Source organism: Peribacillus sp. NPDC096540, assembly GCF_050278525.1.
GTDB lineage: Bacteria > Bacillota > Bacilli > Bacillales > DSM-1321 > Peribacillus.
The window spans coordinates 21,736-45,806 of record NZ_JBNNTG010000021.1 but is presented as its reverse complement, the minus strand read 5'-3'; the positions used below and the strand labels follow the sequence as shown (position 1 = coordinate 45,806).

Annotated in this window: 21 protein-coding genes, 1 pseudogene and 1 riboswitch; of the genes and pseudogenes, 14 read left to right on the top strand and 8 right to left on the bottom strand. The window is 36.4% G+C overall.

Annotated features, from left to right (window positions below):
- Positions 1–55: 55 nt before the first annotated feature.
- From ACQKMR_RS17670 to ACQKMR_RS17640, 7 genes are all read left to right on the top strand, one after another.
- A complete protein-coding gene (locus ACQKMR_RS17670; protein ID WP_427698461.1) occupies positions 56–1,249 on the top strand; it encodes an acyl-CoA dehydrogenase family protein in 1,194 nt (397 codons plus the stop codon).
- A gap of 302 nt (positions 1,250–1,551) precedes the next feature.
- Positions 1,552–2,418, top strand: coding sequence for an ABC transporter ATP-binding protein (locus ACQKMR_RS17665; protein WP_427698460.1), 867 nt, complete (start codon positions 1,552–1,554; stop codon positions 2,416–2,418).
- 32 nt (positions 2,419–2,450) lie between these two features.
- Positions 2,451–3,518 (top strand): ABC transporter substrate-binding protein, encoded by a 1,068-nt coding sequence (locus ACQKMR_RS17660; protein WP_427698459.1) that lies wholly within the window; start codon positions 2,451–2,453, stop codon positions 3,516–3,518.
- Positions 3,519–3,531: 13 nt separating this feature from the next.
- Positions 3,532–4,302: an ABC transporter permease gene (locus ACQKMR_RS17655; RefSeq protein ID WP_427698458.1), complete on the top strand. Its 771-nt coding sequence runs from the start codon at positions 3,532–3,534 to the stop codon at positions 4,300–4,302.
- Positions 4,303–4,434: 132 nt separating this feature from the next.
- Positions 4,435–4,815 carry a FixH family protein gene (locus ACQKMR_RS17650; RefSeq protein WP_427698457.1) on the top strand — a complete coding sequence of 127 codons (381 nt, stop codon included), beginning with the start codon at positions 4,435–4,437 and terminating at the stop codon, positions 4,813–4,815.
- A gap of 19 nt (positions 4,816–4,834) precedes the next feature.
- On the top strand, positions 4,835–5,377 hold the full coding sequence (gene resA / locus ACQKMR_RS17645) for a thiol-disulfide oxidoreductase ResA (protein ID WP_427698456.1): 543 nt from the start codon (positions 4,835–4,837) through the stop codon (positions 5,375–5,377).
- 100 nt (positions 5,378–5,477) lie between these two features.
- Positions 5,478–6,857: an LLM class flavin-dependent oxidoreductase gene (locus tag ACQKMR_RS17640; protein WP_427698455.1), complete on the top strand. Its 1,380-nt coding sequence runs from the start codon at positions 5,478–5,480 to the stop codon at positions 6,855–6,857.
- 151 nt (positions 6,858–7,008) lie between these two features.
- On the opposite strand, the gene ACQKMR_RS17635 is transcribed toward ACQKMR_RS17640, so the two are convergent.
- From ACQKMR_RS17635 to ACQKMR_RS17625, 3 genes are all read right to left on the bottom strand, one after another.
- Positions 7,009–7,767, bottom strand: a complete 759-nt coding sequence (locus ACQKMR_RS17635) for an HAAS domain-containing protein (protein WP_427698454.1) — start codon at positions 7,765–7,767, stop codon at positions 7,009–7,011.
- Between the two features lie 29 nt (positions 7,768–7,796).
- A complete protein-coding gene (locus ACQKMR_RS17630; protein WP_427698453.1) occupies positions 7,797–8,129 on the bottom strand; it encodes a PadR family transcriptional regulator in 333 nt (110 codons plus the stop codon).
- A gap of 569 nt (positions 8,130–8,698) precedes the next feature.
- The gene (locus ACQKMR_RS17625; protein WP_427698452.1) at positions 8,699–9,442 is read right to left on the bottom strand and encodes a YqjF family protein; all 744 of its coding nucleotides are present in this window, start codon (positions 9,440–9,442) and stop codon (positions 8,699–8,701) included.
- Positions 9,443–9,667: 225 nt separating this feature from the next.
- On the opposite strand from ACQKMR_RS17625, the gene ACQKMR_RS17620 reads away from it, so the two are divergent.
- Entirely contained in the window at positions 9,668–11,080 is a 1,413-nt protein-coding gene (locus ACQKMR_RS17620; RefSeq protein ID WP_427698451.1) for an FMN-binding glutamate synthase family protein, read from the top strand.
- Positions 11,081–11,400: 320 nt separating this feature from the next.
- On the opposite strand, the pseudogene ACQKMR_RS17615 reads toward ACQKMR_RS17620, so the two are convergent.
- Positions 11,401–12,236, bottom strand: a pseudogene (locus ACQKMR_RS17615) (transposase); the annotation flags it as partial.
- A gap of 603 nt (positions 12,237–12,839) precedes the next feature.
- On the opposite strand from ACQKMR_RS17615, the gene ACQKMR_RS17610 reads away from it, so the two are divergent.
- Positions 12,840–13,805, top strand: coding sequence for a S8 family peptidase (locus tag ACQKMR_RS17610; RefSeq protein WP_427698450.1), 966 nt, complete (start codon positions 12,840–12,842; stop codon positions 13,803–13,805).
- A 231-nt stretch (positions 13,806–14,036) separates the two neighbouring features.
- Here ACQKMR_RS17610 and ACQKMR_RS17605 read toward each other — a convergent pair whose 3' ends face one another.
- Positions 14,037–14,825, bottom strand: a complete 789-nt coding sequence (locus ACQKMR_RS17605) for a carbon-nitrogen family hydrolase (protein ID WP_427698449.1) — start codon at positions 14,823–14,825, stop codon at positions 14,037–14,039.
- Positions 14,826–15,472: 647 nt separating this feature from the next.
- Between ACQKMR_RS17605 and ACQKMR_RS17600 the strand changes: the two genes are divergently transcribed.
- Positions 15,473–15,634 carry a hypothetical protein gene (locus ACQKMR_RS17600; RefSeq protein ID WP_427698448.1) on the top strand — a complete coding sequence of 54 codons (162 nt, stop codon included), beginning with the start codon at positions 15,473–15,475 and terminating at the stop codon, positions 15,632–15,634.
- A 480-nt stretch (positions 15,635–16,114) separates the two neighbouring features.
- Here ACQKMR_RS17600 and ACQKMR_RS17595 read toward each other — a convergent pair whose 3' ends face one another.
- Positions 16,115–16,945 (bottom strand): TIGR03943 family putative permease subunit, encoded by an 831-nt coding sequence (locus tag ACQKMR_RS17595; RefSeq protein WP_427698447.1) that lies wholly within the window; start codon positions 16,943–16,945, stop codon positions 16,115–16,117.
- Positions 16,946–16,959: 14 nt separating this feature from the next.
- Positions 16,960–17,838, bottom strand: a complete 879-nt coding sequence (locus ACQKMR_RS17590) for a permease (RefSeq protein ID WP_427698446.1) — start codon at positions 17,836–17,838, stop codon at positions 16,960–16,962.
- Positions 17,839–18,443: 605 nt separating this feature from the next.
- Positions 18,444–18,547: riboswitch (purine riboswitch) on the top strand.
- Between the two features lie 218 nt (positions 18,548–18,765).
- On the opposite strand from ACQKMR_RS17590, the gene ACQKMR_RS17585 reads away from it, so the two are divergent.
- From ACQKMR_RS17585 to ACQKMR_RS17570, 4 genes are all read left to right on the top strand, one after another.
- Positions 18,766–19,959 (top strand): nucleoside transporter C-terminal domain-containing protein, encoded by a 1,194-nt coding sequence (locus tag ACQKMR_RS17585; protein ID WP_427698445.1) that lies wholly within the window; start codon positions 18,766–18,768, stop codon positions 19,957–19,959.
- A gap of 295 nt (positions 19,960–20,254) precedes the next feature.
- The gene (locus ACQKMR_RS17580; RefSeq protein ID WP_427698444.1) at positions 20,255–20,611 is read left to right on the top strand and encodes a metal-sensitive transcriptional regulator; all 357 of its coding nucleotides are present in this window, start codon (positions 20,255–20,257) and stop codon (positions 20,609–20,611) included.
- 16 nt (positions 20,612–20,627) lie between these two features.
- The gene (copZ, locus tag ACQKMR_RS17575; protein WP_053345683.1) at positions 20,628–20,834 is read left to right on the top strand and encodes a copper chaperone CopZ; all 207 of its coding nucleotides are present in this window, start codon (positions 20,628–20,630) and stop codon (positions 20,832–20,834) included.
- 104 nt (positions 20,835–20,938) lie between these two features.
- Positions 20,939–23,326, top strand: coding sequence for a heavy metal translocating P-type ATPase (locus tag ACQKMR_RS17570; protein WP_427698510.1), 2,388 nt, complete (start codon positions 20,939–20,941; stop codon positions 23,324–23,326).
- 416 nt (positions 23,327–23,742) lie between these two features.
- On the opposite strand, the gene ACQKMR_RS17565 is transcribed toward ACQKMR_RS17570, so the two are convergent.
- On the bottom strand, positions 23,743–23,913 hold the full coding sequence (locus ACQKMR_RS17565) for an aspartyl-phosphate phosphatase Spo0E family protein (protein WP_427698509.1): 171 nt from the start codon (positions 23,911–23,913) through the stop codon (positions 23,743–23,745).
- Positions 23,914–24,071 lie beyond the last annotated feature (158 nt).

Here is a 24,071-nt window from a genome sequence, read left to right as displayed (position 1 = left end):
AAAGTCTATAATTGTGAGATTTCTATCTATAAACAAAAAGTTGGAGGATATAAAAATGAGCAATGCAGCATTAGAAAAAAATATATATTCAAGAGGGTACATCCAGGAAATTAGAGAAAAGATTAGACCGATTGTTGAAAAAGTAATTAAACCAAATGCAGACATAATTGATAGAGAAGGCATGTTTCCACGAGGGAATTTACAAGCCCTGGCAAAAGAAGGGTGGACTTCGGTAACGATTCCTGAGAGATGGGGGGGCTTAAACCTAGGTTATGTAGGATTGTCCGTTGTGGCAGAAGAAATTGGCAGGGTAGATGCGTCTACAGCTCTTGTATATGCGATGCATGTTGGTGCAGCCCAAGTAATTAATATTTTTGGTAATGATAATCAAAAAGAGCGGTGGTTATTGCCCATTCGTGAAGGGGCTATCGGTACTTTTTCAGTAAGTGAAAAAGCTACAGGGGGGCATGTTTGGTATAACTTAAGTCAGGCAGAACGAGACGGTGAAGATTTTATTCTAAATGCTGAGAAGTCATTTACTACAAGTGGAGGACAAGCGGATTTTTATGTCGTTCAAACCCGTACCGCAAATAGTGACGATCCGAGTGATCATAGTTTTTTTATTGTGAATGGTCATGATGAAGGGATAAAAGCTAAACCTTGGAAAGCATTAGGTGTACGCGGAAATCATAGTGGACCACTTTCGTTTAAAAATGTGAAAGTAAGTCATCGTGATTTATTGAACGCAGCTAGCAGAGATATATTGAATGGCACCGGTACGGTCCTCGGTTTAAGCGCAGTATGGCTAGGTGTGGCGCAAGGTGCTCTAGATGAAGCGGTAGCACATGTAACAAAAACGATTCATAAAGGTTTCAACAAAAGCCTATCGGATTATCAAGTAATTCGTCAAAAATTGGCTGAGATAAAAATTCAAATTACAGGTCTAAGAGCTTGGCAACTTGATTTAGCTAGACATTATGATGAGTTACTTGAGACCAACCAACCTTTAACTCAACTTAATACTGAGGTAACAGAACTTAAAGTTCAATCTACAGAATTAGCAGATTCTGCAGCTCGGGTTGCAATGGATGTAGCAGGTGGTTTTGGATACATAGAGGGGGTTTTTGAACGAATTTACCGCGATGCTAGAGGAGGAATCCCTATGGCTCCTTCAAACAATTTGGCTCGCGAACAAATAGGTAAGGAGTTAGTTAATTTACCACTTGAGCTGTGGGGAGATGGAAAATAAATTAAAAAATTTGGTAGAAAGAATAAGTATTCTAATAATGGAAAAATCCGCTATATTGATAGATTTATTTCTTGATGTCTTTTACAACTACTAAATTTATTGGAATTTAATATTTTGTTTACTGGATAACCAGAGACAGTTTCTAAATACGGAATTCGTCTCTGGTTTTTGTTTATTTTCTTCTCAAAATATGCAAATGGTTTGGCGGATGAAAGCTTTATACCACCATAAAACCATTTATCAATGGCCAGTTGACCAACATTTGATTTGTAATAATTATCTAAAGAATTGGAGGATCGATAATGGCAAAAGTCCTTGATCGAGTTTATACAGTGAATGAAGAAATGGTCAATGTACGAAATAAAATTGAAGCTAAGTCAATTACTTTTGATTATGACGGTGTAGAAATTCTGAAAAATATAGATCTAACGATTAAAGAAGGGGAATTTGTCGTCTTTATGGGCCCTAGCGGTTCCGGAAAAAGTACTCTTCTTCGCTTATTAACAGGGTTAGCTCAACCAAAGAAGGGTGAAATACTTGTCAACGGACATTCAATAGCAAAATCCCTACCAGATAGTGCAGTTGTATTTCAGGATTATTCTTTGTTCCCTTGGCTAACGGCAGAAGAAAATATAATTCTTGCTCTAAAGCAGAGATTAAAAAAATCAAAAACAAAAAAGGAATTGGAGCACTTAGCCCAAAGTTATCTTCTATTAGTCCAGTTGGGTCATGCGTTTAAGAAATATCCAGGAGAAATGTCAGGTGGGATGAGGCAGCGTGCAGCAATTGCGAGGGCACTTTCTTTAGGATCAGATTTAATGTTCATGGATGAGCCTTTTGGTGCCTTAGATCCAGTAACAAGAATTCAGCTACAAGATCTGATTCTCCAAGTAAATTATGAACAGCAGCGTACTATCGCATTTGTTACACATGATGCTGAAGAGGCAATTATTTTAGCGGATCGAATTGTGATATTTTCACCTGGATCACCTGGAAGTCTTGCTGAGACTATTAATGTACCTTTTCCTAAGCCAAGAAATCGTAAAAAGTTAATAGAGAGTTTAGAGTTTATTGAATTAAGAAATTATATTTTAGACATTATGAACAAAGGAATATTTGAAAAATTAGAACAAGGTCATGAAATTCGTTCAGTAGGAGAAGGAATTTAAATAATAGTAAAAATGATTAGGAGGATGGTTGTGTGAGAAAAAGAAAGTCGATTTTAAGTATTGTGATGTTCTTTGTTTTAACGTTAGTAGCTTGTAATGGAGATGAAGAAAAAGCATCTACGCAAGAGAAAACATATAAATTAAAGGTTGGATATGGTCAATTATATGGAGCACCTCTAGCAGATATTGCTAGAGCTGAAGGGTTTTTTGAGGATGAAAATTTAGAGGTGGAAATGGTTTCCTTTACAAGTGGGGGATTGGACGCTTTACAAGCCGACAAAATAGATATTGCATTAACATTTGGTACAGCAACACCTTTAAACTATATTGCCCAAGGTGCAGATTTTAAATTTGTTGGAGGTCATATGGAAGGTGGACAGCCGGTTGTCACAAAAAAAGAAAATGCAAGTCAATATAAAACATTAGAAGATTTCAAGGGAAAGAAAATTGCGACTATTCGTTTAGGGACACTTGATGTTGTCTTTAAGTCAGCGCTAGATGATGCTGGAATTGATATTCATAAAGATGTTGAATTTGTAGAAGTAAAAAGTGTGGCAGATGTACTTGAAGCTGTTAATTCTGGAAAAGTAGATGTTGGACTTTCCAATACAGGGCATATGACAAAAACAGAGGCATTAGGATTAACACCTATTTTTTGGAGTAATGATCTAAGTCCAAATAATCTTTGCTGCCGAGTTACCGTAAGAGGCAATATAACTGGTGATAAGGCAGTTGCTTATAAGAAATTTATGAAAGGGTTAATAAAAGCAGAACGTGTGAAATTAGAAAATCCAAAGAAAAATTTGGAAGCCTCGAAACCTACTTTTAAACAATTACCGGAAGAAAGAGTGAACGAAATAGTTAATGAGAAACATTTAATCAATTCTGCAGACCCAAACAAAAGGGAAGTTATTAATACATGGAAAAAAATGCAAGATATTGGGTATATTTCAGACGTAGAAACTATTAATCTTGAAAATCACTTCGATCTTTCTATGTATGAAGAAGCATTAGATGAGCTGATTAAAGGGAATCCAAATGATGAATATTATAAACAAGTATTACAAAGATATAATGAGCAAAACTTAGACTTAAAATGATAAGGAGAATATGATGAAAAAGTTTTTTTCTATCTATATATATACAACGATAATTACAATTGTTTTACTCGCCATATGGTTTTATATTACTAATTTCACGGGTTGGTTAAGCCCAATTATTTTCCCATCTCCAGAAATAGTTGTTATGGCATTCTTTAAAGCATTAATTGAACTATTTCAAGGGTTTGTAAGTTCTATGAAATTATTAGTCCCAAGTTTTGTGTTAGCTCTACTACTAGGAATTGTCGGGGGACTGTTCTTTGGTCTTCATCAAAAATCAAGGAAAATCTTAACACCCTTTTTCAATGCTTTTAGTCCACTGCCGTTAACATTATTTATTCCATATGCTATTGCTTTGTTACCAACATTTGAATTAGCGTCTATTTTTATTCTGTTCCTTGCAGCTTTTTGGCCCATTTTTTTGGGTACGATTCAAGGTGTGTTATTGGTTGATAATCATTTTTGGGATAATGCAAAAACAATCGGGTTACAGCAGAAAGACTTGATTTTAAAGGTAATCATTCCAGCAAGTTCGCCATTTATATTAAGTGGTACAGGAACAGCACTTAATTTATCTTTTCTAATATTAATGACTGCAGAAATGTTTGGAGCTAAATCAGGGATGGGCTACTTTATCCAGTTCTATACTGATTTTACTCAATATGATTATGTTCTAGCTGGATTAATTTTTAATAGTATCGTTATCTTATTGGTTATGTTTACTTTTGAAAAAATCAAAAAACGTATTCTTTTTTGGACAAACTTGAAAAATGAGGCCAATTAAGAGAAAAAAATACTAATAGGAAACGAAGAAGACTAAGTAATTTAGTTAAAAGAATGATGATGAGGTTCTCTCTGCAATTTTGATTTTAATAGATTATAGAAGAGAATTTACTTTTGATGAAGGAGCTATTTTGTGAAATCAATAATATTTATACTATCAATTTTTTTGTTAATAGGATGTTCCAATTTAGGTAATAAACAACAATTAGAGCAACCGAAGTCGTTGAAAGTATTATTGGAAAGTAATCCTAAAAAAATTAAGATCAATGAAGCTGTCGCATTTACTGCAGAAGTGAAATATGGGACCGAAAATGTTAGCAAAGAGGCTGATGTTCAATTTGAAATTATTGAAAATGGAATATCAATTGGATCAGTCTTTCCTAAAAATAAGGGAGATGGAAAGTATTTGTTAGAAACAAAGTTTTTTGATCAAGGACAGAAAAAAGTGATTGCACATGTTAGCTATAAAACTTTGCATGAAATGCCGGAACTATCTTTCCAGGTAAGTAATTGAGAGGAGCTAGGGCATTCTAATGAGTAAAGAAAAAAAGCCAGTGAATTTCTTTATAAAAAGTTTAGTGACTGCGATTTTAGTGTTAGGACTTGGTTATACAATTTACACGAATTTAATTATTAAAAAAGAAGCCGTAACTATAGATCAAAGTAATCTTGCTCCTGATTTTACTTTGCAAGATTTAAATGGTAATGAAGTGAAACTTTCAGATTATCGTGGAAAAGGTGTGATACTTAACTTTTGGGCAACCTATTGCCCACCTTGTGAAAAGGAGATGCCATATTTGAATAACGTCCATCAGGAATATGAGGATAAGGGAATTGAAATTCTAGCTGTAAATGCGCAAGAACCAAGAATCATAGTCAGTCCATTTGTCTCAGAAAAAAAACTGAGTTTTTCCATTTTACTTGATCGGACCGGGGAAGCTATTGAGCAATATAAGGTTAATAATCTCCCTATTACATATTTAATTAATGAAGATGGTGAGATTACTCAAACCATTTCTGGAGAACTAACAGAAAAGAAGGTTCGTAGTTATGTAGAAAGCATTATTTCAAATTAATGACTAGAGAGAGTGTTTTGATGAAAACCAAACACGTGTTTTTTAAGGCTTGTGAAAATTGAAAAAATGAATTTATTTCAAAGAATGGAGACGAAATAACATGACTAAACCCCTTTCATTTTCTGCTTTTGTAATGAATACTGCATCTCACATCACTCACGGAATGTGGCGTGATGAAGAAGGTCATCAGTTGAACTTTAACGATGTAGACCTTTGGGTTTCTTTGGCTAAGAGACTTGAGGAGGGTGGCTTTGATGCCATTTTTTTCGCAGACGTAATCGGTTTGTACGGTGACCACCGTGGCGGTTGGGATTTTCATGTTGAATCCGGTTTGCAAATACCCAGTAATGATCCAATAGTTTTAATGTCGGCTCTTGCAGTGAATACAAAACATCTAGGGTTAGCTTTTACGGCAGCTCCTCTGCAGGAACCTCCCTTTAATTTTGCTCGCCGAGTTTCAACGCTCGATCATATCTCTAAGGGGCGTATAGCTTGGAATATGGTTACTAGTTCGTTGGAGAATGCTTTTCGTAACTTTGGTTACGATGAACTTGTCCCACATGATGAGCGATACAAATGGGCGGAGGAATATGTAGATGTTTTGTATAAACTTTGGGAAGGTTCATGGGATGAGGGAGCGCTATTACAAGATCGAGAGAGTGGAATTCATGCAGCTCCAGCAAAAGTTCATAAAATAAACCATGTTGGTGAACGCTATAAAGTCGAAGGTCCGCATCTTGTTGCACCATCACCACAGCGAACGCCAGTGTTGTTTCAAGCAGGATCATCACCTGCAGGCCGAGACTTTGCGGCCAGTAATGCTGAGGCAGTCTTTATTGTAGCACCTGATCCTGAAAATGCTCGTAAGCTAATCAATGATACTCGACGTATTGCTATTCAAAATGGTCGGGATGGTAATGATATTCACTTTTATCAAGGGTTGTCTTTCGTCGTTGGTGAGACCGAGGAAGACGCTCGGCGTAAAGAATACGAACTAGATAATAAGGTTGATTTCGATATGATGATCGCTCATATGGCAGGGGGTATGGGGATTGACCTAGGAAATGTTGGGCTTGATACACCGCTTGAAAATATCGAAACTGAGGGAGTAAGAAGCACATTCGAATGGTTAAAGCAAAGCACACCAGGACGTACGCCTGTTGTTAAAGACATTGTCCAAATGCGTAGTAAAACGACACGTATCGTAGGGACTCCTGAAACAATTGCAGACCAGCTTGAACTGTGGAGCGATGCAGGCGTCGATGGAATCAATGTAATAAATGCAACCATTCCTGGTTCTTATGAAGAGTTTATCAATCAAGTAATGCCTGTTCTTCGCCAGCGTGGTTTAGCTCGTGCTGAGCACGGTGAACCAGCTACACTTCGTCATAAGCTTTTTGGAGTAAATCGTCTCAGCGAGCGTCACCCTGCTGCACGATATAGAGGTGCTTTTGCCTCTAAAGAAGGTGTTCAGCCGTAATTATTTTTGTAATTCTATTTATATGGAACAATGTAAAAACAGATGAAAATATCGTTCAGTCGGATGACTCATATTCTTTTATAGTCTGAGAAAAGGTAAGAGGTTAATCACCTCATACCTTTTTTCACTTAAATATTGGACCTACTGTTAATCAAGTTGTGCTCATTTTTCTCGAAATTAAAAGATATACTGCAATGCCTCCAAAGCTAATAAGTGTACCTACTATTAATTGGGTATCTTCATGAAGTGCAAATTGTCTTAGCAAATAATCCGGTAATGATAAAAGTGCTAAAATAATAATGATGACCCATGATCTAGCCCACCACGAGATTGCCATAAGAATTACAAAAGTAATAATTGCTGTAATAATCGTCCCCGTAGTCCCAAATTGAATCACAGGCGTTTCAATTGTTCTATTTAAGAAAATCAAGCCAATAAACAGACCAAGCGGAAGCATTCCAAGTACATAATAAATTGCAAATTCTTTTACTCTTGAAATACTGTTTGCAGAAATATACTTAAACGCACTAAAAATGCCCAATATAAAAATCGCAGCAATACTTATATGACCGATTAGTTCCAGTAGAGAATAGGAAAGGTTTCCTTTGAATAAATCATTGATTATTGTGAAAGAAAAAGCACCAAAAATGATAATGACGATATATTTAAACCATGATTTGTAATCAGTAGTCATCTCGTTTGATAGCTGATCCATGTATTCTTTAGGTGATTGGCCAATAATGTTGTCGATTGACTTCCCTTTTTTCTCTGCTTCCATAAGATGAACCTCTAATTCTTCCACAATACTTTCAATGCCATCTGAATTCTTGCCGCTGGAAAATAAATATACTCGAAGATCCTCTAAGAAAGATTTGCTTTTAGTAGATAGGTTTGCAGCATTACTTTTCAATTCTTCATCCCCTTTTTTTATTATTAAAACTAATTTTTTTTTGCTTCATGGTTTAAAACCCGATTGACATTGCCCTGCAAATAATCCCATCGTTCCATAAAGTTTATTAATTCCTGTTCTCCTTTTCGTGTAAGTGAATAATATTTTCTTTTAGGACCAGCAGTTGATTTTTTTAATGTTGATGTTACCAGTTCTTCTTTTTGCATACGCATCAGTAAAGGGTAAATGGTCCCCTCGCTAAATGAATTAAATCCATATCCCTCTAATTTTTCAGCTAACTCATACCCATATACTTCTTTATCTTTGATGATTGCCAATAAACACCCGTCCAATATCCCTTTCATCATCTGTGTAGTGGACAAATGAATGTCACCTCTTTCTATATCTTGTAATACAAGGTATAGGGTTATTATAAAGTTATATACCTTGTATTACAAGATAATGTTTAATAATTTTTATGTATATTGCAGGGAGGTTCAAAATTACTTACTCGCTAAGGATTATTTTTGTAGTCGTTATAAGATAGTATCGGAACGGCCATTAAGAGCTGCTCATTAAATAAAATGGATTCTTTTTATTTGCATGTAAAAGTGGATTAATACGACTACGTTAAATAAACTTTCCTCTTGCCAAATTTAATAACCATAAGAGGGGATAATTGCGATTCATTAAATTTTATATATTTTAACTCTTGTGCTCCCAAAAATTACTTCAGAAAATGAGAGTATGCTCCATCTAAAATTTCGTCGTCTGATATAACCAAAATCTTTTCTTTTTAAATTAATTATCTGCATAGTACTCATTAAGAAATAGGATTACCAGAAAGTGGTTCGCTAGGTACGTAAGTATTAGTTGTGAGGGGATCTTGTGTATTGAAGTTTCTTAATCCCCAAATTCGAAAGATATGAATAATCCTTAGGAACCTTTTTAACTAGAACCGTGTTTTCTTAATATTCCATATAAGTGTATCAACACCTTCAGAAAAATGAAAAATTGGTTTGATTTCAGTAAGATCAAAATTAAAGGGAGTAAAAAGTGTATTACTATATATTTCTGCCTCTACTTTTTGTAACGGCCAAGGACGATGGTGTATTTCTCCGCAATAGATATTGACTCCATTATCCGTACTATACAAGCAATACCGTTCAGTGAGCCAATGGTCTAAAGTTCCTTTTTTAGGGAAAATAACTTCTGATATCGGAGTGTATTTTGCATTAAATCCAATTGAAGTATTTGTTTTTCCATTTCGGATACTTTGACAATGAAAGGTTTGTCCTTTTTTTTCAAAATAAATTTGTGCAGAATAATAGGGCAAACGAAACCATTTCTTGGCTATTGTATAGGAGGCCCAGTCCTCGACGTCAAGAGACATGAAAAAGATACCGGGTTTACCATCACATTGAACATATGTCCTTACATTGATTTCTGAAAATTTAGGGGTTAGTGATAAAGACAATCCGCGAGGATAAATTCCTTCCATAACGAAGAGAATAACTCCTAACCAGGCATATCCATCAAAGGTGTCAATTTCTAAATGAGGAGGAATATGAGGCCTCAGGGTTTCAGCTGGTATAGGCCAATGGGTAAACAAGAGATTTCTCCAAGATTGTCGCATAATCCATTTTTTTGAAGGTATTGGCCAAGGACGGTGAGCGTTGTCATCTAGTAAGTTCATGAAAAGTATCTCCTTTATTTTTAATCAACTAGTTAAGTGTGAAAAAAATTAGAAAATCATTTGGTGTTGTTTTTATAACTACAAGTATTTTTCAATTACTCACTTGTATTGACTTTCACCCTATAACGTGGTGAGTGATATCTAAATAAAATAACATATTTTACCTTTTATAGTAAATAACAACAACGCTGAACTTTTAATTAATTTGATAGTGGAGAAGTGAATATGTCGAACATTCTATCCTATTTATCTTTTGCGATGATTGCAATAATATTTGTCCTATTTTTATTTATGCTAGTTGGTTGGCGTTGGATTATGAAACGTATAGTTAAGAAGATGGGGAAAATCATTTTAACCGACAGCTATCAAGAAAATATTATGGAGTTGATGCCAGGCTTAAGGCATATGGGCGTTCAAAATATGCTTGAAAATAGCTTGCGTGCAGAAACAGGGGACGTCCTGCATCGCCCACTTGGCTCTTCAAAAAAATGGCCGCATTTAGATCCAATTACCTTTATCCCTGCACAAACGACACCGTTTCCTATTGATGGGGAAGAAGACGTTGATGTTAAGGTAACTATTGGGCCAAAAGCAAAAAAACCAATGAAAATAAAAATTCCACTTATGATTACAGCAATGGCCTATGGTATCGCACTTAGTGAACAAACTAGGCTTTCTTTGGCGGAAGCAGCGAAAAATGTAGGAACCGCGATTAATTCCGGAGAAGGCGGAGTAATACCTGAAGAATTAGATAAAGCAGGAAAATATATTTTACAGTTTTCAAAAACAGAATGGTCAAAAGAAGAAGATCTTATTAAGCGTGCCGATATGATTGAAATTAAGTTTGGACAAGGCGCACTAGTTGGAATGGGTGGGAAAATCTCACCCAAAAATTTAACAGGTCGGGCTCGTGAAGTGATGGGGCTTAAAGAAAATGAAGATGGAGTCATTTTTGAACATTTTTTTGAAAATCAAACATTAAAAGATATTAAAAAACTTGTTAATGAACTTCGGAGCATATCTGGTGGTGTTCCCATTGGTGTAAAAATGGCGGCAGGTGGAAAAATTGAAGAAGATATAGATCATTTAATTGAACTCGGTGTTGATTTTATTACGATTGACGGCGGCCAAGCAGCCACACACGGTGCACCACCCATTTTATCCGATGACATGGGAATACCGACATTGCACGCAGTTGTCCGTGCTGTTAATCATTTAGAAAAGAGAAAAATGAAGGGTCAAATTAGTTTAATTGTCTCAGGAGGGCTATTAGTACCCGGGCACTTTTTAAAAGTACTTGCACTCGGTGCTGATGCTGTTTATGTAGGATCTGCCATATTATTTGCTGTCTCACATAATCAAGCATTGAAGGCTCTTCCCTTTGAACCACCTACACAAGTTGTTTGGAATCAAGGTAAATTCAAGGATCAATTTAAGATAGAGGATGGAGTAAAAGCAGCAGAGAAATTCTTTACAGCAAGTATAGAAGAAATGAAAATGGCATTAAGAGCGATGGGGAAACGCTCTTTAAAGGAGTTGTCAAAAAAAGATTTAGTTTCTTATGATGAATTGACTGCTAAAATGATTGGAATTCCATTTTCATTTGAGCCTTGGGAAGACAAACAAAAAGAGAAATAAGTGGGAATAATTACGTACCTATCAAGAAAACAGGAGCAAAATCAGATATACAAACTTGTTTCATAAGTTGCTTTTTCGGCAGAGGATCCGGAGATGCTAAGTTTACTATTCCGTTTGGGGTCCCAATATCTTTGTAATGAATGCGGCATTGTTAAAAATCATAGTTCTTTTAAAAGGAGTTCGTTTAGTCATCAATTATTCACCCTTTACCTTGTCCATATTTGAATTTATGCATGATATAGGTAATCATGATGGTTTTTATAATGGAAGAGCAAAAGCTACCGATCAGGGATCTTTCAGTTTGTCGACAAAAGGGGTTCGGAATGTTTTAATTCCGAACCCCTTTTGATATTTTCTTGCCAGATATGGCGCGTCACCACTTTTTGATGGTCTTTGCTTTCTGTACACTGTGATAAAAATGAACATGTCTTACAAATGTATTTGGGAGATTTGTACTCGCGATATCCCTCTTTATTGTTGTTGAGTACTTGTTCGTTCATCTTTTACATAGTAGCAATTCTCAGGATCAGTTGTACTTTCTTTAATCTCTTTGGTTTCTTCTTTATCAAATTTATCCTGTGGAAAAGGCTTCTTTCCATTGTTTTCACGATCTTGATTTATTTCTTCTTGAAGGCGTCCTTGATATGCTCGTGTTTCCTTACGAACGATTTTCTTTTCGGATTTTAGCATATTCGCACTGGCTTTCACATGTGTGGAATCAACGAATACGTGCTCTGCACTTATTAACTTTCTTTCTAAAGCTGTCATTAAGATACGATAAAAAATCTGTTCAAACAGGTCTGTATCTTTAAAGCGACGCTCATTATTTTTCCCGAGCGTTGAGAAGTGAGGTACTTTATCATGGAAACCGTAACCTAAAAACCAACGGTATGCCATATTCGTTTCAACCTCTTCAATTGTTTTACGCATTGAACGAAATACCGAAGGTATATTGAATGAATGTCAATTTAACTAAAATAACTGGATCAATACTTGGGCGCCCGACCGTTGAATACATATCTTTCACCAAGTCATAAATGAAAGAGAAATCAATGGCCGCCTCAATTTTACGAACCAAATGGTTCGCTGGCACCAGTTGATACAAAGTAATCATTTCAAGTTGATCTCGCTGAATAGAATTATGTTTCGAAAGCATCGTCATCACCTCAAGTTTTAATACTCCTATTTTAAAACCAAAAAGATTGTAGGCAAAAGCGGTTATATCTAATTGTTAAAACAAAGTTGATTGGAACGGAAGGTGCGAGACTCCTGCGGGAAAAGCGCGTCAAAGGGAGACCCCACAGGCGCAAAGGCGCCGAGGAGGCTCCCGGACCGCCCGCGGAAAGCGAGTGCCTGGAGTGGAAAGTAACGTTCAAATTTTACAACCCCTCAAAAAACTGTAGACAATCTCCATTACTATCGAGTTTGTCTACAGTCTGAAAGCTCCGATGATGGAGCTTTTTTTCCTTTCCGATAAGGTCGTTTATGTAATAAATATTTTTACTAAGGTTCTGACTGAATGTGGGTTTTCTCTCCTATATATAAAACAATCTTTGCCTAAGTAAACTAAAATATCAAATTAGACTAAGGTTTATAGCAAAAGCTTGTCTCCATTCATAGGATAAAGAAAGGCTGAAATCAATGTTATTGGATTCAGCTTTCCCAAACGGGTTTTAAGTGTGGTTTCCCTTATTTGTCATGACAAAAAAAGGCGATGCTTCCGCCCGTTTTAGGGTCAATATGAAGGGAGAGGCTAGAATTGCCAAATATTCAATTAGTACCCTTCCAAGTAGAAGGAATAACAGAAACCACTTCGGAAGTTCCAAGAGGTATTAAAATGATTCGTGCACGCTCTATTTGGAGAGAAGGGTTTAAGGGTGAGAACATAGTAGTAGCCGTAATCGATTCAGGATGCCAACCAGATCACCCTGATTTAATTGGTCAAATTATTGGAGGATATAATTTCACGGAAGATTATTATGGTGATCCTTTCAACTTTGCCGATAATAACGGACATGGGACTCATGTCAGCGGAACCATTGCAGCAGCAGAAAATGGTTTTGGAGTTGTAGGTGCAGCACCTAAAGCGAAGTTGCTGGTACTTAAGGTTTTAAATGGATCAGGAGAAGGAACAACAGAAAGCATTACTTCAGCTATTAATTACGCTGTCAATTGGACAGGCCCTAATGGTGAAAAAGTACGGGTTATCTCTATGTCATTAGGGGGACCGGATGATGACCCGGCCTTACATTCGTCGATTATAAACGCCGTTCAATCTAATATAATGGTCGTGTGTGCCGCGGGTAATGAAGGCGATGGAAATGCCGAAACAAACGAGTACAGTTATCCAGCTGCATACCAGGAAGTTGTGGCAGTAGGCTCAGTTAACCTGCGTGAACGTATATCCAGATTTAGTAATTCTAATGGTGAAGTGGATTTAGTGGCCCCAGGGGAGAAAATTGTATCAACCTTTCCTGGTAACCAATTTGCCGTCTTATCAGGTACATCCATGGCTGTACCACATGTGTCTGGGGCTGTTGCGCTTTTGATAAATAAATTTGAAACAAAACTTGGTCGTAAGTTAACAGAGGTAGAAGAATTTAATGAACTCTTAAATAATACAGTTTCACTGGGCAAACCAAAGACTCAAGAAGGGCATGGAATGCTGAAACTAAATCACCAGAAATTAGAAAATATAAAAAAGGTTTTAAGGGAGTTTACTTAACCTTACAGATAGAGAAAAGGTAAGTATATAAGCCTAATTTCATGTATATTGGGTTAGAAACTCAAATAAAAAGAGATACAAACCAACCCTATGAGAGTAACTAAGGGTTTTTTTTATGTAAATTTTTTGCCTATTGAACTACCATGAAACTCTAGGTGTTACAAGTGGCTTAGAACTATTATTAAACCTAAAAAGCTACTTCAAAGATTGAACTCTAAAGTAGCTTCTACTTTATAACTTTCTATACTTCTCTGGTACTCTGGAATCGAATATAGGAACTTCTTTTCTTATTTGCGGTACTTTCTCTAAATCTAAAGTAGCCCTTAATTCACCAACTTCTTGATCTAATTTCTGAATAACGTCTCCCCAGGGATCTACAATTTGTGAGGAACCTGCGAATTCCACTCCTAACTTTGTCCCCACCACATTTGATGCAACAACATACATTTGGTTCTCAATTGCGCGCGCACGAAGTAATATGTTCCAATGTGTTTCCCTTGCGAGTGGCCATTCTGCTACGATATGTAACACTTGAATACCTTGTAATGCTAAGTCACGAATAATTTCAGGGAATCGTAAATCGTAACAAATGATAATCCCCATCTTCACTCCTTCAAGTTCGAATACTTTAACTTGATTATGGCCGCCCGTTAAAAACTTGGGCTCATCTAACATAGGAACAAGGTGCATCTTGTCATATGTGTGAACAATCTCACCCATTCGATTTACAATTATGGCTCGATTAAAGATATCTTTCCCTTCTAATACGGCAATCGAGCCACCTACTAAGTTTACATTAAACCTCTTACCCAGTGATTGTAAAAATTCAATTGATTGCTTACCATCCACTTTGCATATTTCTTCCAATTCTTCTAATGCATAACCCGTTGACCACATTTCAGGAAGTACTACAACATCCAAATCATCAGTGTAGTTAGCTTGTAACCAACGTTCAATGTTTTCCCTATTTTTTTCTGGATTCCCAACACCTAATTCCATCTGAAATACTAAATAATTCATATTATTCACTCCTAAAACTTTTATTAGTTCTGCCGTAATATTTCCACATATTTTTTTGTTAGAAGCGGCCAAAAATAATTCGTATTCCCAATTACATTTTCTTCTGTAAGTCCATTAATAAACGTACCAACTCGTGGCTTTGAAATTATCCATTTTTCTCTTTCTAACAAGATAGGGATTCGCTTACAGGGGCTCTACTTACACCTAACTTATCACTTAAATCTCTTTCATAAATTGCATGAACCGGTAGGAGTTCTATTTCAAAATTGATTTCTTTATTGCCTAAAAAGATATATATCTTAAAGGCATAACTATAGTACAAACAAAAAAAACAGTCAATTTAAAATAAACAGATTTTTATACATATACTTCTGGACATTTATTAAGGAGTGAAAATATACCTTGATTTGTCTATGTTGAAAGACTTTCTCACTTATAGGCTAAATGGTGCTTTGAATATAAGTTTATCACGTTTTACTGATTGACCTTCTTAGACTGGTACCCAATTAAATATAGAGGGAAAATACATTTTTGGTTATTTTGAAGACCATACTCTAAGATTTTATTCAGTCACTTTTATTAAAAGATGAAGAAAAGTATTTTAATATTTATGACATAAAAAAAGGAAAATAAAGGGAGAGGGAGGGATGTGGCGTTTACATGCTCTGAATGAAGACCAATCGTTTAGAAGCCCGAATATCAGTAAATACAGGTCCAGAGCAGCTTTGCATGTTTTCTCTTTCAATGATAGGCTGTATACGATATTAAATATGGAAAGGGTTGATTCTTCATTAATTTTCTCGATTTAACGTACACGTCGGCAATGGAAAAAGCTATGTTTCGGGCTCATGGGATCGGTTATGCACTATATGCTCAAAAACTGGAGCAACGTATAAAGGTTGAACAAGAACGGGAACAGGATTATTTACAAAGCAGACATATATTAGAGGGAATAAGAGCCAATCTTTTTTTGAAATGAATGCGTTAAATACAAACTCAGTTTACAAATAGAATATAAAAAACTCATAAACAAAAGAGAGAGTAATCTTAAGATTGCTCTCTTTGTCTTATAGTAAATAGCATCCGGACAGCTTTTCCTAGCGCACAGACCATTGTTGATTAGTACAAAGTCGTTAAAAAAATGACCCAACCATTGGATCAAGTCCTTAAGAAAATTCCGGAATTTTATCCTCTTGAAAAGCTATTAAATGTAAGGGGAAACACAGGGATTTTAACAAAGAAAGGTAAGGATATCGTATCCTTACCTGTTAATGGCTAAGTTCCTAATATTATCTATATACATAGGGGTCATTAGGTTCAACGGTTTTGTTATATGATGATACTTTGAGTATCGGAATGGTTTTTTTAAATGGCTGATAATAAATGGTTTCTAATTCTCCTGTCACGGAATACCACTCATCATTTTTAGGATTCATCCCTTCCGGAAATTCGATTAACATTCCGAATACCCCAGAATCTGCGACACAGTGAATGATCCCAAAACGAAACAAAAATACTTGGTTTTTGGCTACATCTTCTGAATTGTACGAAAATCCGGTTAACGTAATTTGTTTACCGGTGAATTTTCCAGGAGAGTAATAGATGGCTTCTAAATCGTTAAGGTAGTTTTCATCGGTTAAATGAAGGCTATTTTGTTCAACTAAGCTTTTGAGCGACTTGTCCATTATAGTTAAATAGTCATCCTTACCATAATAAAGACTCGTATCAGGCTGCAGAAATTGGTGCTGACTATATTCATCTGTGTCATCGTATACAGGGAAATGAAATCCTTTTTTTTCTACAATATTTGAATCCATTGTGGCAACAGGCAGAAAGAGGCCGGTGAAAATAGGAATCAAAAATAGCGAGTAAGTAATGATTTTTTTCCAAACCTTGTTTTCATGAGAGTGATCATGTCCTCGATGACACTCTTCACACTCTTCTTGATCTCCTTCTTTTAAATAAAGATAGGATCCCATTAATGTAAAAATAGCAAGTATATAGATAGCGATCTGTGAAACATAAGAATACTCCATATTAATATATTTCGATATATTCCCAGAGGCGTGTAAATGCATAAATAAAAAAGTAAGTCCAAGTAATATAAATAAACGTACCATATATAACACCCTCTTTAAGAAATAAACAATAAAGTTAAGCCAAGTACGGAAATAAATATATAGGCCATCAAGCATAAAACAAATTTTGTTTTGAACGTACCTAAAAGCATTATCGTATTTTTGATATCGAACATGGCCCCAAATACAAGAAAAGCAACTAGAGAAGAGGTCGAAAAGGTACTTCTAAAAGAACTTGCAACAAAGGCGTCTGCTTGAGAACACAAGGACATGACATAAGACAAAGCCATCATAACTACATTCCCAGATAGATTTCCTTGACCAATTTCAAGCAATAGGGAAGTTTTCAAAAAGGTTTGAATGGCAGCTGCCAGAAGTGCGCCAATAATTAAGTATTTTCCAACAGAAAAGAACTCTTCAATCGAGTGTCTAAACATTCCTTTTACTTTGTCTTTAAATGTATGAGAATGGTGATCTGTATGTCCGATATGTTCATGTTTCAGCTGATTTGTTTTAAATTGAAAGGGTAGAATGCATGCAATAATTAAGACGACCAAAAGTGCAATTCCGCCACGATAGAAAACCATACTCCAACTATTCCCAAACGCAATATAAGTGGAAAACAGAACAATTGGATTAAGAATAGGAGCAGAAAGCATAAAGGCAATGGCCGCTGAAAGAGGAACCCCCTTAGCAATTAAGCGGCGGGTAATCGGGACAATTCCACACTCACATGCAAGAAATAAGACTCCTGCACCTATTGCGTATAAGACAGACAAGACTGGATTTTTCGGTATAATCTTTGCGATCATTTCTTCTGACACAAACATTTGGATTATTCCAGATATAAGGACCCCTAATAGGATGAAGGGAAGGGATTCAATTAAGATACTAATAAAAATGGTATTCATTTGCAAAAGTGCCTGATAGTTCATCTTAAACCACCTTCCATAAAGCTGACTTATCTATATTAGTTTTGTAATATAGATAAGTCAATTTTTTAATTCTAGAATAATAGTCTTTAAGTTGAGTGAATTAGGAAATATAGGTAAAAGAGTCGTATTGTGGAATGTGCCACAGGTTTAAAAGGAAGGTTAACAATTAAAAATCCTAGAGATTCAACTTTTTACCGCTGGAAGGACAAAGGTGGCATTTTCTACACTAAATCATGATTTTGCAAAGTTTTGTAAACATTCGGATCATTCTCGCGGAGCCATTTCAACAATCTAGGGAATCGGGAGGATTATCATGTTGGTGAATGTTGAGAATGTATAGAAAAGCTAATATAAGATACTTGCTGACTTTGCTCCTTAGGAAGTAGTTAACAACTAATATTATTGTTTAGAATAAGTAATGGATATTAATGTAAAAGAGAAGTTGTAATGGTTAACATACTGTAAAGACAATGAAACTAATTGATGGAACAATAAGTTTTCTTTCATTAATTATCTGAAAAAATATATTAATATAATAATTCCGATTATTAGAGGGTGTATTGTATTTACAAATAAATTAATTTACAATGTTACTCATTCCTATAAATGCGTTAAATTAATATCCTTGTATAATATCAGTGGGTATGGTCTGATAGTTTCTACCTGGCTGCCATAAAAATGCCGGACTACAGGGAAGTATGAAATAAAAGAGGTCTAACAGGTATAAAGTCACTCGTTCCCTAAGTAAGTTTGATATTGCTGCTTATAAAAGGTTCTTATTTGACTCAAGCTACTTTGTTTTTAAAAGCCCTTATTTTTCATTCTTTCTGTCCTGCGGCTGAAAGAGTGAAAAATAAGGGCTTTTTATATTAAATAATGCTTTTATATTAAATAAATTGGAAAAGATAAATCAAAGGGGATGATAGCATGTATTTTTTGTTGAATATACTAGGTGTTTTAGTTGTGATGGGCATCGTTTACCTTTGTTCACCTAATAAAAAAAATGTTAAATGGAAAGCCATTCTTACCTTGCTAGTGTTAGAGTTACTTATTACTTGGTTTATGTTATCGACTAAAATAGGGGCATGGGTCATTAATCAAATTGCATCTTTCTTTACTTGGTTGATTTCATGTGCAAATGAAGGGATTTCTTTTGTCTTTCCGTCTGTTATGGCAAATGAGCAAGTTGATTTCTTTTTCAGTGCCTTAATGCCAATTATTTTCATTATAACGTTCTTTGATATATTATCGTATTTCGGTATACTCACATGGATTATCGATAAAGTAGGATGGCTCATTTCAAAAGTCTCTAGATTGCCAAAACTTGAAAGTTTCTTTTCCATCCAGATGATGTTTCTTGGAAATACCGAAGCACTTGCCGTTCTCCGCCTTCAACTCAGTTCAATAAAAGATCAGCGTTTACTGACATTTGGAATCATGAGTATGAGTAGTATCAGTGGTTCCATTATTGGAGCATATTTATCCATGGTACCTGCAACATATGTATTTGTCGCCATTCCTTTAAACTGTTTAAATGCATTGCTGATTGCAAACATGCTTAACCCTGTCAGTGTCAGTAAAGAAGAAGATGTCGTTTATGTTCCTACTAAAGAGGAACGTAAAGATTTCTTTTCCACAATTTCTAACAGTATGTTGGTTGGAGTCAAGATGGTCATTGTCATAATGGCTATGGTTATCGGTTATGTTGCGTTAACGGCCAGCATTAACGGTATATTTGGTTTCTTTGTGGATGGGTTAACGATTCAAAAAATCTTCTCTGTAATCTTTAGTCCATTTGCTTTCCTGCTTGGATTATCAGGGCAGGACGCTACATATGTTGCTCAATTAATGGGAATCAAGCTTGCAACTAATGAGTTTGTCGCCTTGCTCGATTTAAAAGATAAAATTAGTGGCATGGCTCCGCATACAGTAGCAGTGGCAGTTACGTATCTCACCTCATTCGCCAATTTCAGTACAGTGGGGATGATTTATGGAACGTTCAATTCTATCCTCGATGAAGAAAAATCGCACATCATCGGAAGGAATGTTTGGAAGTTGTTGCTTAGTGGGATGGCTGTTTCCTTGTTAAGTGCTATGATTGTTGGATTATTTGTTTGGTAATCAATACCCTTTGAACTTTATCGGGATTATGCCAGCGTAAGGTAGTAGGATCTTAAAACACTCATTTCTCCGGAGGTGAGTGTTTTTATTTGCATCCAGGATGACTAGTAGACTCAGGTAGTTTAAATCCTTTGTTTAGCTGCGCATTGTGTAGTTTGTGTGTGGTTTTGTTAAAAAGATTTCCACGGAATAGATATCCTTAAAAAGCAAAGAATAAAGAAATATTGACACATAAACTTCTCTCTTTACATAGGATAGGGGGGTATGGTATTGTAATGTTAAGGAGGGATGAGAGATGGATAAAAAAATAAATGAGCAAGATGCGTTCATTGAAGATGAAAAGGACGAATGCTGTATTACCTCTTCCCACGGCCGAAAAAGTCATCACTCTGAAGTAGTGAAAAAGAATTTAACAACTCGCTTAAATCGTATCGAAGGTCAAATTCGAGGTATTAAGGGTCTTATCGAAAAAGATACTTATTGTGATGATGTTATTACCCAGATAGCTGCGACACAAAGTGCCATGAATAGTGTGGCAAAGATTTTATTAGAAGGTCATTTAAGAAATTGTGTGGTAGACCGACTGAATGATGGGGATACCGAGGTCATTGACGAAGTGCTAGTAACGATACAAAAATTAATGAAAAAATAAAGGAGAAGTGATTAGGGTGGAAAACGTAACATTGAAAGTAACTGGAATGTCATGTGGCCATTGTGTGAATGCAGTTGAAGGGAATGTAGGAAAGCTTTCGGGTGTAGAAAGTGTAAAAGTACATTTAGACGCAGGAAAAGTAGATGTTGCGTTTGATAATGAAAAAGTATCACTTGAAAAAATAAAAGAAACCATTGATGATCAAGGCTACGATGTTGAATAAGTAATAAGGGTGCTTTTATAGCACTTCTTTTTTACAATATATTATACCCCATGGTGGTATAAAGAGGCGGGGATAAAGTGAGCAACCATATAAAAGAAACAAGTATGCAAATTTCAGGAATGACTTGTGCTGCCTGTTCAACACGAATTGAAAAAGGGTTAAATAGAATGGAAGGTGTTGAAGAGGCCACTGTTAATTTGGCCCTTGAAAAATCAGTCATTACTTATGATGCAGAAAAGTTAAGCCCACAGGACTTTGAAAAGAAAATTCAAGATCTTGGCTATGATGTGGTAAAAGAGAAAAAAGAGTTTACCATTACGGGAATGACCTGCGCTGCCTGTGCAACACGTATTGAAAAAGGACTAAATAAGATGGATGGAGTATCCAAGGCTAATGTAAACCTGGCACTTGAAAACGCGACCGTTGAATATGATCCTTCTGAAGCTTCCCCAATTGATATTATTCAACGAGTGGAAAAGTTGGGTTACGGGGCGTTCATCAAGGATGATAACAAGGAATCGGTGGATTTTCGCCAGAAAGAAATTCAAAAACAAAAGAGAAAATTTATTTTCGCCGTTATTTTGTCATTCCCGTTGTTATGGGCGATGGTAAGTCATTTTAGTTTTACTTCGTTTATTTATATGCCGGATTTCCTCATGAATCCATGGGTGCAAATGGCGTTCGCAACGCCTGTACAATTCATCATTGGTAAGCAATTCTATGTAGGGGCATATAAGGCTTTGAAAAACAAAAGTGCGAATATGGATGTATTAGTTGCAATGGGAACGTCTGCTGCCTATTTTTATAGTGTCTATCAATCGATCATCTCAATTGGAGTCCACCACCATACGGCACAACTATATTTTGAAACTAGTGCCATCCTTATCACCCTCATTCTTTTAGGGAAGCTCTTTGAAGCAAAAGCAAAAGGACGTTCATCAGAAGCCATTAAAAAATTGATGGGACTTCAGGCCAAAACAGCGTTGGTGCTGAGGAATGGTGAAGAGCGCGAAATACCTCTAGAAGAAGTCATTGTTGGAGACACAGTTTTGGTGAAGCCAGGTGAAAAAATCCCGGTGGATGGAGAGGTAGTCGAAGGGAACTCTGCCGTCGATGAATCCATGTTAACAGGAGAAAGCATTCCAGTAGATAAAGGCATGGGAGATACTGTGATTGGTTCAACCCTGAATAAAAATGGTTTTCTCAAAATGAAGGCCACAAAAATCGGCAGAGATACCGCTCTTTCGCAAATCATCAAGGTGGTAGAAGACGCTCAAGGGTCTAAAGCTCCAATTCAAAGACTTGCTGACAAAATTTCTGGTGTTTTCGTACCCATTGTTGTCGGAATCGCCCTTTTAACTTTTCTTGTATGGATGATCTGGGTTAATCCTGGTGAATTTACACCAGCCTTTGAAGCGATGATTGCGGTGCTTGTAATAGCTTGCCCGTGTGCTTTAGGTTTGGCTACCCCAACATCAATCATGGCCGGGTCAGGGCGTGCCGCAGAGTTCGGTGTTTTATTTAAAGGTGGAGAACACCTGGAAACTACTCACCATATTGATACGGTTATTTTAGACAAAACGGGAACTGTTACTAATGGTACACCAGTGTTAACCGATGTCCTCATCGAAAATGGAATGGGTGAACAACACTTTTTATCTCTTATCGGGGCCGCTGAAAAACAATCTGAACACCCACTTGCACAATCAATTGTTCAAGGAATTCAAGAAAGGAAAATATCACTTGCAGTGGTTCAGGAGTTCGAGGCTATTCCAGGTTACGGGGTAAAAGCTGTAGTGGATCAAAAAGTGTTACTGGTGGGTACACGGAAATTAATGAAGCAAAATAACGTGGATATTACAAAAGCACTACCGGCCATGGAAGACCTTGAGGGGCAAGGCAAAACCGCGATGCTGGCTAGCATAGATGGTGGATATGCAGGTCTTATTGCTGTGGCGGATACCATAAAAGACACTTCTCAAACAGCCATAAAAAGGTTAAAAGAGATGGATATTCAGGTCATCATGATAACGGGTGATAATCAAAGGACTGCCCATGCCATCGGAAACCAAGTTGGCATTGACCAGGTCATTGCGGAAGTACTTCCTGAAGGGAAAGCGGAAGAAGTGAAAAAACTTCAAGCAGCTGGAAAGAAAGTGGCTATGGTTGGAGATGGAATCAATGATGCACCAGCACTTGCCCTAGCTGATATTGGTATGGCTATCGGTACGGGGACAGATGTGGCCATGGAAGCTGCGGATATTACTTTAATTCGTGGAGATTTAAACAGCATTGCCGATGCTATCCTCATGAGTAGAAAAACGATGCGGAATATTAAACAAAACCTATTCTGGGCCTTTGCTTATAACGTAATAGGCATACCGATTGCGGCTATTGGGCTACTTGCCCCTTGGTTAGCAGGTGCTGCCATGGCATTTAGTTCAGTATCCGTTGTAATAAATGCACTTCGTCTGCAAAGAGTAAAGCTTTGAAGTTAAAGTTAATATTTTAGAAAGCATTGGTACTTATACCAATGCTTCAGACTGTAGACAAACTCGATAAATAATTGAGTTTGTCTACAGTTTTTTTGAGGATTTGTAAAATTTGAACGTTGATTGGAACGTAGGGCACTCGCTTTCCGCGGGCGGTCCGGGAGCATCCTCGGCGCCCTTTGCGCCTGTGGGGTCTTCCTTGGACGCGCTTTTCCCGCAGGAGTCTCGCACCTTTCGTTCCAATCAACTTTGTTTTAACATTTAGATAGAACCCCTTTTGCCAACCTTTTAATGAACGCTTTAGGTGGGAATTCACCTGTTTTCCCGCTATTGAACCATGAAGCCCTATGGAAGAAAGGCATAAATATGAATCAGGCTTCGAGCCTACTTGTTATGGTGGTAGCAACCTTTCCTCCTTATTGAAAGCCTATTGGATGTAGAGACTCCTGTTCATGTACAAGTAAATTCAAGAGTTTATCAAGTTCTTGGCTCAAATGTAACGTTTTTTTTGAGGTGAGCCCATGCTTTAAGGCAGTAAATATTAATTCTTTCCTCATTGTCTCTATTTTTTTATGTAGTAGTTCCATACTTTCCAACGAAAATCCCCTCAAGACCTTTCCTTTATTGTAGTATATTTTATTATTACATAAATTAGGATGATTTTAAATAATTAAGTGAGTATTCACTTATAAAAAATGAAAGTAAATTCGGAGGGTGCAATACAGATCTGTAAAAAGAAAATTCT

Coding starts and splice junctions, on each gene's coding strand:
- ACQKMR_RS17600 (WP_427698448.1), top strand. CDS start 15,473: ATGTGGCGTTTACATGCTCTGAATGAAGACCAATCGTTTAGAAGCCCG.
- ACQKMR_RS17620 (WP_427698451.1), top strand. CDS start 9,668: ATGTCGAACATTCTATCCTATTTATCTTTTGCGATGATTGCAATAATA.
- ACQKMR_RS17585 (WP_427698445.1), top strand. CDS start 18,766: ATGTATTTTTTGTTGAATATACTAGGTGTTTTAGTTGTGATGGGCATC.
- ACQKMR_RS17640 (WP_427698455.1), top strand. CDS start 5,478: ATGACTAAACCCCTTTCATTTTCTGCTTTTGTAATGAATACTGCATCT.
- ACQKMR_RS17580 (WP_427698444.1), top strand. CDS start 20,255: ATGGATAAAAAAATAAATGAGCAAGATGCGTTCATTGAAGATGAAAAG.
- ACQKMR_RS17590 (WP_427698446.1), bottom strand. CDS start 17,838: ATGAACTATCAGGCACTTTTGCAAATGAATACCATTTTTATTAGTATC.
- ACQKMR_RS17570 (WP_427698510.1), top strand. CDS start 20,939: ATGCAAATTTCAGGAATGACTTGTGCTGCCTGTTCAACACGAATTGAA.
- ACQKMR_RS17670 (WP_427698461.1), top strand. CDS start 56: ATGAGCAATGCAGCATTAGAAAAAAATATATATTCAAGAGGGTACATC.
- ACQKMR_RS17625 (WP_427698452.1), bottom strand. CDS start 9,442: ATGAACTTACTAGATGACAACGCTCACCGTCCTTGGCCAATACCTTCA.
- ACQKMR_RS17595 (WP_427698447.1), bottom strand. CDS start 16,945: ATGGTACGTTTATTTATATTACTTGGACTTACTTTTTTATTTATGCAT.
- ACQKMR_RS17605 (WP_427698449.1), bottom strand. CDS start 14,825: ATGAATTATTTAGTATTTCAGATGGAATTAGGTGTTGGGAATCCAGAA.
- ACQKMR_RS17655 (WP_427698458.1), top strand. CDS start 3,532: ATGAAAAAGTTTTTTTCTATCTATATATATACAACGATAATTACAATT.
- ACQKMR_RS17665 (WP_427698460.1), top strand. CDS start 1,552: ATGGCAAAAGTCCTTGATCGAGTTTATACAGTGAATGAAGAAATGGTC.
- ACQKMR_RS17565 (WP_427698509.1), bottom strand. CDS start 23,913: ATGGAACTACTACATAAAAAAATAGAGACAATGAGGAAAGAATTAATA.
- resA (WP_427698456.1), top strand. CDS start 4,835: ATGAGTAAAGAAAAAAAGCCAGTGAATTTCTTTATAAAAAGTTTAGTG.